The sequence below is a fragment of the Campylobacter sp. BCW_4319 genome (assembly GCF_001764435.1).
GTDB classification, from domain to species: Bacteria; Campylobacterota; Campylobacteria; order Campylobacterales; family Campylobacteraceae; genus Campylobacter_D; species Campylobacter_D jejuni.
This window is the reverse complement of record NZ_MKAQ01000008.1, coordinates 173,529-187,440: the sequence shown is the minus strand read 5'-3', so window position 1 is coordinate 187,440 and position 13,912 is coordinate 173,529. Positions and strand designations below refer to the sequence as shown.

Sequence of the window (13,912 nt, the reverse complement as noted above, 5' to 3'; positions counted from 1 at the left end):
TGAAAAATAAAATTTTCTTTATAGGTGTTCATAAATTTATAAATTTGTCGATATAAGCTTTTAACTAGCAATAGGAAATTTTAAAAAGGATTTTAAAATGGAAATATCGAAGGCAAATGGGCAAATGGATACAGCTTTGGCAAACATTAGCCAAAGAACAAGTGAGACACAGGCTAGTTTAAACATTCAAACCGATAGAAGTCAAGGCCAAGAAGGCGATGATGGACAGCAACGAGGTGTGAGTGAAAAGTTGGCTGATATTACAAAAAAGTTAAATGAGCAAATGGATTCTCTAGATACCAATGTTCGTTTTGGTTATAGTGATAAAATCGGTTCTATGTATATTAGCGTGACTGAAAAAAGCACTGGAAGGGAAATCCGTCAAATTCCTAGTGAAGAAGCTATGAGATTAGCTGAGTATTTTAGGGATGTGATAGGAATGATATTTGATAAGGAGAGTTAAAAATGGCATTTGGTAGTCTATCTAGTTTAGGATTTGGTTCTGGGGTTTTAACTCAAGATACTATAGATAAATTAAAAGAAGCAGAGCAAAAAGCTCGTATTGATCCTTATACTAAAAAAATTGAAGAAAATACAACCAAACAAAAAGATTTAACAGAAATCAAAACTAAATTACTAAGTTTTCAGACGGCTGTTTCATCATTAGCCGATGCTACGGTTTTTGCGAAAAGAAAAGTTGTAGGAAGTATTAGCGATAATCCTCCAGCAAGTCTTACAGTTAATTCGGGTGTTGCTTTACAAAGCATGAATATCAATGTTACTCAACTTGCACAAAAAGATGTGTATCAAAGCAAAGGATTAGCAAATGACAGTGGTTTTATTAATGCAAATTTAACTGGAACCACCGATCTTACTTTTTTTTCAAATGGCAAAGAATATACTGTTACGGTAGATAAAAACACAACCTATAGAGATTTAGCTGATAAAATTAATGAAGCTAGTGGAGGAGAGATTGTTGCTAAGATTGTAAACACAGGAGAGAAAGGCACTCCTTACCGCTTAACTTTAACCAGTAAAGAAACAGGCGAAGACAGTGCGATAAGTTTCTATGCGGGAAAAAAAGATTCGAATGGTAAGTATACAAGTGATTCAGAGGCAGAAACAATATTCAAAAATCTTGGATGGGAATTAGATACAACGAGTTCTATTGATCCAGCTAAGGATAAAAAAGGTTATGGTATTAAGGATGCTTCTTTGCATATCCAAACTGCGCAAAATGCAGAATTTACACTTGATGGTATTAAGATGTTTAGATCAAGTAACACTGTTACCGATCTTGGTGTAGGAATGACTTTAACTTTAAATAAAACAGGTGAAATTAATTTTGATGTACAGCAAGATTTTGAAGGTGTGACAAAAGCCATGCAAGATTTGGTGGATGCTTATAATGATTTAGTAACCAATCTTAATGCTGCAACTGACTATAATAGTGAAACTGGAACAAAAGGAACTTTACAAGGCATCAGTGAAGTAAATTCAATACGCTCAAGCATTCTTGCTGATTTGTTTGATTCTCAAGTTGTTGATGGAACTACTGAAGATGCAAATGGTAATAAAGTGAACACTAAGGTTATGCTTTCTATGCAGGATTTTGGCTTAAGTTTAAATGATGCAGGCACTTTGAGTTTTGATTCTTCTAAATTTGAACAAAAAGTTAAAGAAGATCCAGACTCTACTGAAAGTTTTTTTTCAAATATTACTAAATACGAAGACATTAATCACACAGGAGAAGTAATTAAGCAGGGAAGTTTGAATCAATATCTTGATTCTAGTGGCACTGGCAATAAAGGTTTAGATTTTAAACCAGGAGATTTTACTATAGTTTTTAATAATCAAACATATGATTTATCTAAAAATTCTGATGGTACTAATTTTAAATTAACAGGAAAAACAGAGGAAGAATTGCTTCAAAATTTAGCTAATCATATAAACAGCAAAGGTATTGAAGGTTTAAAAGTTAAGGTTGAATCCTATGATCAAAACGGTGTTAAAGGGTTTAAGTTGAATTTTAGTGGAGATGGTAGTTCGGATTTTTCCATCAAAGGAAATGCTACCATTCTTAAGGAATTAGGTTTGTCTGATGTAAATATAACCTCTAAACCTATAGAAGGTAAAGGTATTTTTTCAAAATTAAAAGCCACGTTGCAAGAGATGACTGGAAAAGATGGTTCAATTACAAAATATGATGAGAGTTTGACAAATAATATTAAATCATTAAATACCTCTAAAGACTCAACTCAGGCTATGATTGATACAAGATATGATACAATGGCGAATCAATGGTTGCAATATGAGAGTATTTTAAATAAACTCAATCAACAGCTAAATACTGTAACTAATATGATTAATGCGGCAAACAATTCTAATAATTAAGGATAAAAAAGATGCAAAATAATTTAGCTTATAATGCTTATTCTCAAAATCAAGCGGGGATAGAGTCTCCGCAAAAACTTATTGAAATGCTTTATGAGGGAATTTTGCGTTTTTGTGCAAGAGCTAAAGTAGCCATAAGAAATGAAGATATAGAACAAAGAGTGTATTTTGTAAAAAGAACCACGGCTATTTTTATAGAGCTTATTAATACTTTAAACTATGAAAAAGGCGGAGAAGTGGCACATTATTTAAGCGGGCTTTATACAAGAGAAATTCAACTTTTATCTTTGGCAAATTTAGAAAATAACGAAGATAGAATCAATGAAGTTATAAATGTAACCAAAGGTTTGCTAGAAGCTTGGAGAGAAGTGCATAACAATGAAACAGTGGCTCAGTGATTTTAAACTTGCATTAATCCAAGAAGATGTCAATAAACTTGAAAATTTACTTGATGAACTTGATATGAAAGCTTTTATTAAAAATTTAGCCAAAGAATCGCCTTCAGAAGATTTTTTAAAAGAAAATGCAAATGATGTATTTTATCAAGTTCAAGCTCTTTTGCAAGAAGCTGTTATACTGATTGAACAAAAGAAAAAAACAAAAGCTGTTGAAATTCAAAAATTTCAAAAAGCGTTGACATATTTTAAATCTTAAAAAAGCATAGCGATAAGCCGAGTTCTGTCTTGAATGCTCATTTATCTAGTTTTGTTTTTGCAAACAAAATCAAGCGAAGGGTTAAAACAAAGACGCTAACCATCCCTTCTTGCTGCACATTGGGTTTACATAGCCGAAATTGTTACCAAAATCGCTGGTGGGCTTTTACCCCGCCGTTTCACCTTTTCCACTTGCGTGGTAGTTTTCTTTCTGTTGCACTATCCCTTAGGTTACCCTAGCCATCTGTTAGATGGAATGTTTGTCTTTAGCAGCTCGGACTTTCCTCTCCTAAAAAGAAGCGAGCATTTACTATGCTTTAAATTTGGATTTTAACGTAATTTTACTTATTTTTTCATCAAATAAAATAATTTTATTGTGATATCAATCAAAATTTGATAAAATTGTTTTTTATTTTTTAACAAAGGAAATTTATGGCATCTTATTCAATGGGTGATTTAAAAAAGGGACTTAAAATAGAAATCGATGGAATTCCTTTTAAAATAGTTGAGTATCAGCATGTAAAACCAGGCAAAGGTCCTGCTTTTGTGCGTATTAAAATCAAATCTTTTATTGATGGTAAAGTACTTGAAAAAACTTTCCATGCAGGTGATAAATGTGAAGCTCCAAATTTAGAAGATAAAACTATGCAGTATCTTTATGATGATGGTGAAAATTGCCAATTTATGGATACGCAAACATATGAACAAGTAGCTATTAGTGATGATGATGTAGGTGAGGCGAAAAAATGGATGCTTGATGGTATGATGGTAGACGTGCTTTTCCATAATGGTAAAGCTATCGGCGTAGAAGTTCCACAAGTTGTTGAACTCAAAATCATCGAAACAGCTCCAAATTTTAAGGGTGATACTCAAGGATCAAATAAAAAACCGGCTACATTGGAAACAGGCGCAGTAGTGCAAATTCCTTTTCATGTGTTAGAAGGTGAAGTTATACGCGTTGATACCGTGCGTGGTGAGTATATAGAAAGAGCGAACAAATAATACAAAAAAAGCTTTTGGACTATTCCAAGGCTTTTTAAATTTATATAAAATTTATTTTGTTACTTAATTTCTCATTCCATTCTTAAAAATATTTTTTTAAACTTTTCTTCAATTTAAAATTTCTATAATATTTCTAATTCATATTGTGGAGATGGTTGATGGAATGGTTACTTCTTGCTTCTATACCTTTGATTGTTTTAGGTTTTGCTTTAAAGATTAACCCCTTTTTAGTGGTAACTTCAGTTGGAATTTATGCTGGACTTGTTTCAGGTTTTGATTTTGTTAAGGTTGTTAGTGATATAGGAAAATCTTTTGTAGATAATCGCTATGTTGCTATAATTTGGCTTATTTTACCTTTACTTGCTGTTTTGGAACGCAAAGGCTTAAGAGAGCAGGCTAAAAATTTAATATCCAAAATAAAAGTTGCCAGTACAGGACGAATTTTAATGTGTTATTTTGTTTTTAGACAAGTTACTGCAGCTTTAGGGCTTTTATCTTTAGGCGGACATGCGCAGATGATAAGACCTTTAATAGCCCCTATGGCAGAAGCTGCAGCTAAGCTTAAATTTAAAAACTTAACACATAAAGATAGTCAAAAAATCAAAGCTTTTTCTGCGGGAACGGATAATGTTGCTGTATTTTTTGGAGAGGATATTTTTATAGCCGTGCATTCTATTTTATTTATTAAAGCTTTTTATGAGAGCAATGGTATTATTGTTGAGCCATTGCATTTATCAGTTTGGGCTATACCAACTGGAATTTTGGCTTTAATTATCCATTGCTCTAGACTTTATTTATTTGATAAAAGATTGGAAAAAACTTATAAAGGGTTGAGTGATGATAAGTCTTGATTTACTTTATTATATTGTAGGAATTTTATTTTTAGTTTTTGGAATTTTAAGTTTTTCTAATCAAGCTAAAGATATAAAATCAAGAATAAGCGGCGGGGTATTTTGGATAAGTTATAGTTTTACTTTTTTACTAGCAGGAGTTTTGCCTCATTTTGTGATGGGTTGTATAGTGATTTTACTAGCACTTATAGCAGGGTTTAATTTATTAAAACCAGCAAAGATCGAAGTTAGCAAAGAAGAAAAAGAATACGAGATAAAACATGCAAATATTTATAAAAATAAACTTTTTATTCCTGCTTTAATGGTTCCTTTGATTACACTTATTGGGACTTTTTTATTTCCCCATTTGAGTTTTTTTGAAAATAAAAATGCTACATTGATGGCTTTGATTATAGGTATAATTATTTCTTCAGTAGTTGCTTGTTTTATGTTTAAGGCTTCTCCTAAAAGAGCTGTTAAAGATGCAGTACATACTATGGATCACATTAGTTGGGCAGCGCTTTTACCGCAAATTTTGGCTACACTTGGGGTAGTTTTTGTTTCTACAGGAATGGGCGATCAAGTATCTAAACTTTTATCTAGTTATATTAGTTTAGATAATGCTTTTATTGCAGTAGCTGTGTATTGTATCGCTATGGCGCTTTTTACTATAGTAATGGGCAATGCTTTTGCAGCTTTTCCTGTGATTACTGCTGCTATTGCTTTGCCGATTTTAATCATACAAATGCATGCAAATCCTGCTATTATAGGTGCGATTGGAATGCTTAGTGGATTTTGCGGAACTTTAATGACGCCTATGGCTGCAAATTTTAATATAGTTCCTGCGGCACTTTTAAATTTGGATGATAAAAATGGCGTAATTAAAGCCCAGTTTATGTCAGGACTTGTTTTGCTTGTGGCTAATATCTTTTTAATGTATTTTTTAGCTTTTAGATTTTAAGGAGAAACAATGGAAAAATTTATAAAACAATTTAGCTTTATTGCACTAGAAAATATTTTTAGAGAATTGCCAAATAAAATTACACATTCTTTTAATGATATCAATGATATTAAACCACCAAAACTTATGTATCCTATATTTTATGGTTCTTATGATTGGCATTCTAGCGTGCATTCTCACTGGCTTTTGGTGAAAATTTTAAAAGATTTTTCTCATTTTGCTCCAAAGGATGAAATCATCAAAGCTCTAGATTCTCAATTTAGCAAAGAAAAAGCAGAAGGAGAGCTTAAATATCTTCAAAACCCTGCACACAAAGGTTTTGAAAGACCTTATGGATGGGGATGGTTTTTAAAACTGACTTTGGAGATAAATTTACTTGCTAAAGAAAATGACAAAGCTGAAATTTGGGCTAAAAATTTAGAAGGCATAGCTGATTTCTTTGTTAAAGAATTTAAGGAGTTTTTACCTAAGATGGATTATCCTATACGAGTTGGAACCCATTTTAATAGCTCTTTTGCTTTGTATTTTGCTTTAGAATATGCAAGATTTAAAAAAGATCAAGAATTGGAGTATTGCATCATCCAAAGTGCTAAAAAGTGGTTTTTAAATGATAAAAATATGCAAGCTTTAGAGCCTTGTGGAGATGAGTTTTTATCTCCTGTTTTGATGGAAGCGGTGCTTTTAAGTGCTGTTTTACATAAAAATGATTTTGTAAAATTTTTTAAAGCATATTTGCCAAATTTAGAAGCAAAAGAGCCTGTAACTTTATTTACCCCTGTGAGTGTGAGTGATAGGAGCGATGGTAAAATAGCACATTTAGATGGGTTAAATTTAAGTCGTGCTTGGTGTTTTAAAATACTTTCAAATTTTTGCGATGAAAATTTAAAAATTCTTTTAAGAAACAATGCTACAGAGCATTTTGATAAAGCTCTAGCTCATATAGAAGATGATTATCTTGGGTCGCATTGGCTAGGAAGCTTTGCTTTGCTTGCTCTGGATGTGGATATTTTATAAAAAATTTCATAAGATGAGTAAATTTGTTACTAAATAGATATTTTTTAAATTTAGATTTTGTTTTTATGCTTTGAAAAATATATTTTTTGATATTATAAGCTTTAAAGGATGATAATGGTTTTTTTAATCATCTCTAGTATTATAGTGGCTATTATTTTGGGCTATATTACTAGACATAATGTTGGAATTTTTGCTATGATTTTTGCTTATATTATAGGAGCTTTTTTTATGGATTTAGCTCCTAAAAAAATCATAGCTTTTTGGCCTATTTCTATATTTTTTGTTATTTTTGCTGTCTCATTGTTTTATAATTTTGCAACCGTAAATGGAACTCTTGAAAAATTAGCTGGACATTTGATGTATCGTTTTGCTAATCATCCTTATTTGCTTCCTTTTGTTATTTTTGTGGTTAGTGCTATTATAGCTGCTTTAGGAGCAGGTTTTTATACAGTTTTAGCTTTTATGGCACCACTTACTTTTTTACTTTGCGATAAAATCGGTTTAAGCAAAATTGCTGGAGCTATGGCTATAAATTATGGTGCTTTGGGAGGAGCAAATTTTATGACTTCTCAAAGCGGGATTATTTTTCGAGGATTGATGGAAAATTCAGGCATTGAAGCAAATGAAGCTTTTGCAAATTCTAGTATTATTTTTGCTTTTACTATAATTTTGCCTATTGTGGTATTATCTTTTTTTGTGTTTAATGCTTTTAAAAATAATATAAAAATTAGTGTTATTTCAAAACCTGATCCATTTGATTATAAACAAAAAACTACTTTAATTCTCATGTTTATGATGATTGTTGTTGTTTTAATCTTTCCTGTGCTAAATATTATTTTTCCACATAATGAGATAATTAGTTATTTTAATAAAAAAATAGATATAGCCATGATAGCCATGATTTTTGTTGCCATTGCTTTATTTTTAAAATTAGCCGATGAGAAACAAGTTGTTGCTTTAATTCCTTGGGGAACCTTGATAATGATTTGTGGAGTAGGGATGTTAATTAGCATAGCAGTTGAAGCAGGGGCTATAAAATTATTTTCAGATCTTGTAGAAAATGAGATCAATGTGATTTTTATTCCGTTAATAATGTGTGCTATTGCAGCTCTTATGTCGCTTTTTTCAAGTACTTTGGGTGTGGTTACTCCAGCGCTTTTTCCTATAGTTCCAAGCATTGCTGCAAGCAGTGGATTAAGCGAGGCATTGCTTTTTTCTTGTATTGTTGTAGGGGCTCAAGCTTCTGCTATTTCTCCTTTTTCTTCTGGAGGAAGTCTAATTTTAGGATCTTGCCCTGATAAATATAAGGAAAAATTATTTAAAGATTTACTTATTAAAGCTGTGCCTATAGGATTTATAGCGGCGATTTTAGCTACTATTATAATGAGTTTTATTTTATAAGGATAATTTAATGAAGATTGATACTCACGCACATATATTTTTGAAAAAGTTAAATACGGTTGCAAATACAAGATATAAGCCTGATTATGACGCTAGTTTTAAAGATTATAAAGCAAATTTAGATCATTATGATTTTAATAAAGGGGTTTTAGTTCAGCCAAGTTTTTTAGGTATTGATAATGAATTTTTGCTTCAGAGTATAGAAAAAGATGAAAATATAAAAGCTATAGTTGTGGTTGATGAAAATATTAAATTTGATGAGCTTAAAAAACTAAAAGAAAGAAAAGCTTGTGGAGTTAGATTAAATTTAATTGGCAAAGAATTGCCAAATTTTAAAAGTATGGTTTGGACTCAATTTTTTGAAAATTTAAGTAAGCTTAAAATGCAAATAGAAATTCAAAGAGATTTAGATAATAATCTTGTTGATATTGTTGAAAATTTAATTCCTTATGGTTGTAATATTGTTATCGATCATTTAGCAAGAGCTAATGCAAACTTAACAAATTTAGAGGATTTAATTTGCTTAAAAAACTCTAGAATATTTTTTAAAATTAGCGGTTTTTATAGAGCAAAAATAGACTATGCTAATAATGAACAAGCTGTAAAATTTGCAAAGAAAATATATGAAATTTTAAAAGAACATTTTCCACTTAGCAATTTTGTTTTTGGAAGCGATTGGCCACATACAAATTTTGAAGCAAATATTAATTTTTCATCGGCTCTAGTGGCTTTTAATGAAGTTGTCGTATCTAAAAAAGAACAAGAGCAAATTTTAGGGGATAATGCTTGTGCTTTATTTGGCTTTTAAGCTTTTTGTTTTATCCTAAAGATGTATTTTGCAATGCGTTCAAAATACACTCTTAGATAAGGTTTGTAAATCACAAAACCACCTAAAAGCCCTAAAATGCTTCCTATTACAACATCAATTAAACGAGCGAGTATTAATTTATCTGCATTTTCACTCATAAAATTAGCTGCTTCCGAAAGATAAGTAGCATAAGGAGTAAAGAAAATCATAGCTAAAGCATAGTTTCGATTGACTAAAAATTGTCCTATAAAAAACAAAGACATCATAAGTAAAATAAGCTCTATATCGTGAAATTGTTTAGATAAAAGCCACCATGCAAAACATACTCCTAAGGCCGTTCCTATGATGCGTTGAATTTGTTTAATCCATATAGAATTTAAAGTTACACCTTGCATAATAGCTGTGCAAGAAATGGCTATCCAATAACTTCTTTCAAGTTCTAAAAAAGTTCCTATAAATATAGAAAAAGCCACAAAAGAACCCATGATCAAAGAATCCACAAAAACTGCATCAAAACCTATGTATTCTCTAGGTGGAATTTCGCTAGGTAAAGCATTTTTAAATCCATAAATCACAACGATAGAATATAACAAAGCCATTAAATTAGCTACCATTGCTCCAAGAAAAACAAGACCTACTAAAAAGATAAAATCCTTAGCTTCAAAAGGAGAATAGGCTCCTAAAACACAAGAAAATACAAAGAAAAAATATCCAGGTGCACCAATGTTATAGTATCTAATTAAAATAGAACTTCCCATGGCCATAATTCCTATAGGGATGAAGGCAAAAATTGCAGGCAAAAAATGAGTTAAAATTCCTAAGAAAAAACTAGAAACTATGCCAAAAGAACAGCACATCACAACAGCCATTCTATGATATAAAGGAGTGTTTGGAACATATAAAAAAGACAAAGCTCCTATCATGGCAATGAGTCCATAGTTTAATTTTCCAAAAAATACACTAAGCCCTAAAACTATACCTACGCCTAAAGCCGCAAAAAAAGGCATTTGCCAAACTTGTTCGCTTGAATTTAATTTAGCAATTTCTTTAAGGTATTGCTTTAGTATTTCTATTTTATTCACTCTCGAATTTGTCCTTCCCCATTGATTATATATTTATAAGTGCAAATATCTTCAATCCCCATAGGACCTCTTGCATGCAATTTGCTGGTTGAAATTCCAACTTCTCCACCAAAGCCAAATTCTCCTCCATCGCTAAAACGCGTTGAAGCATTAGCATAAATACAAGATGAGTTTATAAGGCGTTGAAATTTAGCGATATTTGAAGCATCATTTGAGATAATGGTTTCAGAATGCAAGGAGCTGTGTTTATTGATATGCTCTATAGCTTCATCGCAATCTTTTACTAATTTTACACTTAAAGCAAAATCAAGCCATTCTGTATCAAAGGTATTTTCATTTGCTTTAAAAATTTTTAAATTTGAGTTGTTAAAATAAGCCAAAGCATTTTCATGGGCGTGAATTTTTACCTTAAATTTTTTAAATTCAGGTATTAAAAGACTTATAAAATTTTTAGCAATTTTTTCATGGATTAAAAGCGTTTCTAAAGCGTTACAAACACTTACTCTTTGACACTTTGCATTAAGGATTATTTTTAAAGCCATATCTAAGTTAGCACTTTGATCTACAAAAGCATGACACAAGCCTTTATTTTGCTTAATGAGAGGAATTTTGGTATTGTTTGCAATTTCTTGTATCATATTTGAACTTCCGCGAGGTATGATCACATCGATTAAATCATCAAAGGCTAGAATTTGCAAGATTTCATCTCTTTGGGTAAACATAGCAAAACAATCTTGCAAATCAAATTCCTTAAGTACTTTATTAACAAGAGTAAATATAGCCTCATTTGTAAATTTTGCTTCACTTCCGCCTTTAAATACGCAAGCATTGGAACTTTTTATCATTAAAGCTGCGATTTCAGCGCTAAGACTAGGCCTTGCTTCGTAAATAACACAAATGAGTCCTAAAGGAATACTCATCTTTTGTATGCTCAAACCCGCATAATTTTTCCAGCCTTTAGAAATTTTGCCTATAGGATCTTCGATGTAAGCGATTTTTTCTAGGCCTTCGCAAAGAGCTAAAATACGTTTTTCATCTAACAAAAGCCTATCTTTCATTGCTCCGCTTTTTGTGAAATTTGCCATATCTTTTTTATTTGCTTCTAGGATAATTTTGAAATTTTCTCTTAAAATTTGAGCTAATTTTAGAATAATTTTTTCTTTATCTTTGGGTGTTAAGTTAAGTAGTTTTTGAGAATTTTTCTTAATATTTTCAAGCAAATTTCGCATTTTTAATCCTTTATTTACAAAAAACTTGATAAATTATACAAAAAAATTTAGAATTGAAAGGTAAATATAAATGAAAAAAATAGATTTAATTGTAGTAGGTGCAGGTCCAACAGGGATAGGCTGTGCAGTTGAAGCCAAGCTTAAAAACAAAGAAGTTTTGATACTAGAAAAATCAAATAACATTTGTCAAACTTTAATGCAATTTTATAAGGATGGCAAAAGAGTAGATAAAGCTTATAAGGGATGCGAAGGAACCAATCACGGACATGTTCCTTTTGAAGATGGCACCAAAGAAAGCACTATAGAAACTTTTCAAAACGCTTTAAAAGAGCACAATATAGAAGTTGAATTTGGTTCTGAAGTTGAGAGCGTTAAAAATGAAAATGGAGTTTTTTTAGTAAGTACAGCTAAAGGTGTTTATGAGTGTAAAAACATTATTGTTGCTATAGGTAGAATGGGTAAACCTAATAAACCTGATTACAAACTTCCTATGACTTTAACAAAAATCATTAATTTTAATGCCAATTCAGTTTTGGGAAATGAAAAAATTCTTGTTGTAGGTGGCGGAAATTCAGCAGCAGAATACGCTGTGGATTTGGCAAATTCAAATCAAGTTAGCCTTTGTTATCGTAAAAAAGAATTTACAAGATTAAATGATATAAATCTTAAAGATATTCACGAAGCTAGAAATTCGGGTAAGGTAGAGTTAAAACTAGGAATTGACATTAATGAAGTAGAAGATGATAATGGCAAAGCTAAAGTAAATTTTACCGATGGTACAAGCGATATTTATGATAGAATCATTTATGCTATTGGTGGTTCTACTCCACTTGATTTTTTACAAAAATGTGGGATTAATGTTGATGATAAAGGCGTGCCTTTAATGGATGAAAACAAACAAAGCAATGTTAAAGGCATCTTTGTAGCAGGAGATATTGCTACTAAAAATGGAGCAAGTATAGTTACAGGGTTAAATGACGCTGTGAAAATTCTTTCTGTGCTTTAAAATTTAGCCTTTGGGCTAAATTTTTATTTTAGTTTAATCTAGAAAATTCATATGCAAAATAAAATAAATATTAATAAACTTATTGCGAAATTACTTTATTTAAATTCTTACATACTAGGACTTTTGGCATTTTATTAGCGGTTTAAAATATTTTTAATTTTAAATATTTTAAGGATTATTATGTCAAGTATTTTTAGCACCTTAAGCCCTTTTAGGCTTTTTGTAAAATGTGCCGTGCCAAATGTTATAAGCATGGCTTTTATTTCTTTTTATTATATAGTTGATGGAATTTTTGTTGGAAAATATCTAGGAAGTGATGCTTTAGCGGCACTAGCCTTGATTATTCCCTTTATCATGATGTCTTTTGCTTTGGCTGATATGATAGCCATAGGATCAGCAGTGCAAATTTCTATGCATTTAGGTTTAGGCAAGAAGAATTTAACTAGAAAGATATTTAGCTCAAGTATGTTGATTATCTTTATAATCTCTTGTTTTATCGGAATTTTGGAGTATTTTTTAGGACCTGTTTTGATTGATTGTTTAAATGTTAGCGATGAGATTAAAACGATGACTAAAGAATGTATGTTTGTTTTTGCTTTGTTTGCACCCTTTACTATGCTTTCTTTTGCTTTGGATAATTATTTAAGAATTTGCGGAAAAACTGCTTATAGTATGGTAATGAATGTGATTATAGCATTAAGCAATATAGTGCTTGATTATATTTTTATAGTCGAGTTGGGTTGGGGCTTATTTTCAGCTGCTCTTGCAACTTGTTTGGGACTTGTTTTAGGTGGTATTTTTGGAATTTTTCCTTTCTTGTTTCAAAATTTAGAGCTTAAAATTTCGAGCCTATATATGAATTTAAAAATTTTTAAAAATATTCTTTATAACGGAAGCAGTGAGTTTTTTGGCAATATTTCAGGATCTTTGTATAGTATTTTTGCAAATTTTGTTTTATTAAAAATTTCTGATACTCAAGCCGTGGCAGCCTTTTCTATAGTTTTATATATTGATAGTTTTATTATAATGCTTATTATTGCTATAGGTGATGCAATGCAGCCTGCGCTTAGTTACAACTATGCTAAAAAAGATTTTTCAAGAATCAAAGCTATTATAAAAGTGGTATTTTTTGCAGGGGGATTTTTATCTTTATTCTCTATAGTGCTTATATTGATATTTGGAGAAAATTTAATCACGCTTTTTACAAAAGAAAACAATCAAGAATTTAAAACTTTTGCTTATACAGCTTTGATGCTTTTTGCTTTTAATTATTTTTTTGCATGGTTTAATGTTCTAAGTGGTTCTTTTTTGACAGCTTTTAATAAGGCAAGCTTTTCTTTGGTTTTAAGTTTGGCGCAAAATTTATTTATACCTTTGTTTTTTCTTTTGTTTTTATCTTGTTTATGGGTTTAAATGGAGTATGGCTAAGTCCATTTTTTGCTGAATTTTGTGTTTTGATTTTAGCTTGGATTTTTCTTAAAAGAATTTTTAAAGATCTATCTTTATAGGAGATAGATCTTTTTTAAATTTTA

The 13,912-nt window shown here is 30.7% G+C and carries 13 protein-coding genes, 1 other RNA gene and 1 pseudogene; 12 read left to right on the top strand and 3 right to left on the bottom strand.

What is annotated here, in order from left to right:
- Nucleotides 1-97 precede the first annotated feature (97 nt).
- The 4 genes from AJN56_RS02495 to AJN56_RS02480 are packed head-to-tail and all read left to right on the top strand — an operon-like array spanning nt 98 to nt 3,048.
- Nucleotides 98-463 carry a FlaG family protein gene (locus AJN56_RS02495; RefSeq protein ID WP_002776146.1) on the top strand — a complete coding sequence of 122 codons (366 nt, stop codon included), beginning with the start codon at nt 98-100 and terminating at the stop codon, nt 461-463.
- A 2-nt stretch (nt 464-465) separates the two neighbouring features.
- Entirely contained in the window at nt 466-2,394 is a 1,929-nt protein-coding gene (gene fliD, locus AJN56_RS02490; protein WP_052785852.1) for a flagellar filament capping protein FliD, read from the top strand.
- Nucleotides 2,395-2,405: 11 nt separating this feature from the next.
- Nucleotides 2,406-2,792: a flagellar export chaperone FliS gene (gene fliS / locus AJN56_RS02485; protein WP_002869304.1), complete on the top strand. Its 387-nt coding sequence runs from the start codon at nt 2,406-2,408 to the stop codon at nt 2,790-2,792.
- The gene (locus AJN56_RS02480) at nt 2,773-3,048 is read left to right on the top strand and encodes a hypothetical protein (RefSeq protein ID WP_002776186.1); all 276 of its coding nucleotides are present in this window, start codon (nt 2,773-2,775) and stop codon (nt 3,046-3,048) included. Before fliS ends, AJN56_RS02480 begins: the two co-directional genes overlap by 20 nt.
- Here AJN56_RS02480 and rnpB read toward each other — a convergent pair.
- Nucleotides 3,046-3,366, bottom strand: an RNA gene (gene rnpB, locus AJN56_RS02475) — RNase P RNA component class A. The genes AJN56_RS02480 and rnpB overlap by 3 nt on opposite strands.
- Nucleotides 3,367-3,479: 113 nt before the next feature.
- Between rnpB and efp the strand changes: the two genes are divergently transcribed.
- From efp to AJN56_RS02445, 6 genes are all read left to right on the top strand, one after another.
- On the top strand, nt 3,480-4,049 hold the full coding sequence (efp, locus tag AJN56_RS02470) for an elongation factor P (RefSeq protein ID WP_002855210.1): 570 nt from the start codon (nt 3,480-3,482) through the stop codon (nt 4,047-4,049).
- 158 nt (nt 4,050-4,207) lie between these two features.
- On the top strand, nt 4,208-4,900 hold the full coding sequence (locus AJN56_RS02465; RefSeq protein WP_002856730.1) for a DUF969 domain-containing protein: 693 nt from the start codon (nt 4,208-4,210) through the stop codon (nt 4,898-4,900).
- Nucleotides 4,887-5,840 carry a DUF979 domain-containing protein gene (locus tag AJN56_RS02460; RefSeq protein WP_002854880.1) on the top strand — a complete coding sequence of 318 codons (954 nt, stop codon included), beginning with the start codon at nt 4,887-4,889 and terminating at the stop codon, nt 5,838-5,840. The genes AJN56_RS02465 and AJN56_RS02460 overlap by 14 nt, the downstream gene beginning before the upstream one ends.
- 9 nt (nt 5,841-5,849) lie before the next feature.
- Nucleotides 5,850-6,854 carry a DUF2891 domain-containing protein gene (locus tag AJN56_RS02455; protein ID WP_070246382.1) on the top strand — a complete coding sequence of 335 codons (1,005 nt, stop codon included), beginning with the start codon at nt 5,850-5,852 and terminating at the stop codon, nt 6,852-6,854.
- Nucleotides 6,855-6,962: 108 nt separating this feature from the next.
- The gene (locus tag AJN56_RS02450; RefSeq protein WP_074468901.1) at nt 6,963-8,255 is read left to right on the top strand and encodes an SLC13 family permease; all 1,293 of its coding nucleotides are present in this window, start codon (nt 6,963-6,965) and stop codon (nt 8,253-8,255) included.
- A gap of 10 nt (nt 8,256-8,265) precedes the next feature.
- Nucleotides 8,266-9,063: an amidohydrolase family protein gene (locus AJN56_RS02445; RefSeq protein WP_002855246.1), complete on the top strand. Its 798-nt coding sequence runs from the start codon at nt 8,266-8,268 to the stop codon at nt 9,061-9,063.
- On the opposite strand, the gene AJN56_RS02440 is transcribed toward AJN56_RS02445, so the two are convergent.
- Complete coding sequence (locus tag AJN56_RS02440) at nt 9,060-10,145, bottom strand: FUSC family protein (protein ID WP_009882278.1); 1,086 nt, start codon at nt 10,143-10,145, stop codon at nt 9,060-9,062. The genes AJN56_RS02445 and AJN56_RS02440 overlap by 4 nt on opposite strands.
- Nucleotides 10,142-11,374 (bottom strand): glutamate-5-semialdehyde dehydrogenase, encoded by a 1,233-nt coding sequence (locus AJN56_RS02435; RefSeq protein WP_009882279.1) that lies wholly within the window; start codon nt 11,372-11,374, stop codon nt 10,142-10,144. The genes AJN56_RS02440 and AJN56_RS02435 overlap by 4 nt, the downstream gene beginning before the upstream one ends.
- 70 nt (nt 11,375-11,444) lie before the next feature.
- Between AJN56_RS02435 and AJN56_RS02430 the strand changes: the two genes are divergently transcribed.
- Both AJN56_RS02430 and AJN56_RS02425 read left to right on the top strand, forming a co-directional pair.
- Nucleotides 11,445-12,380 (top strand): NAD(P)-binding domain-containing protein, encoded by a 936-nt coding sequence (locus AJN56_RS02430; RefSeq protein WP_009882282.1) that lies wholly within the window; start codon nt 11,445-11,447, stop codon nt 12,378-12,380.
- Between the two features lie 180 nt (nt 12,381-12,560).
- Nucleotides 12,561-13,888: pseudogene (locus AJN56_RS02425) on the top strand (MATE family efflux transporter).
- The last annotated feature ends 24 nt before the right edge of the window (nt 13,889-13,912 follow it).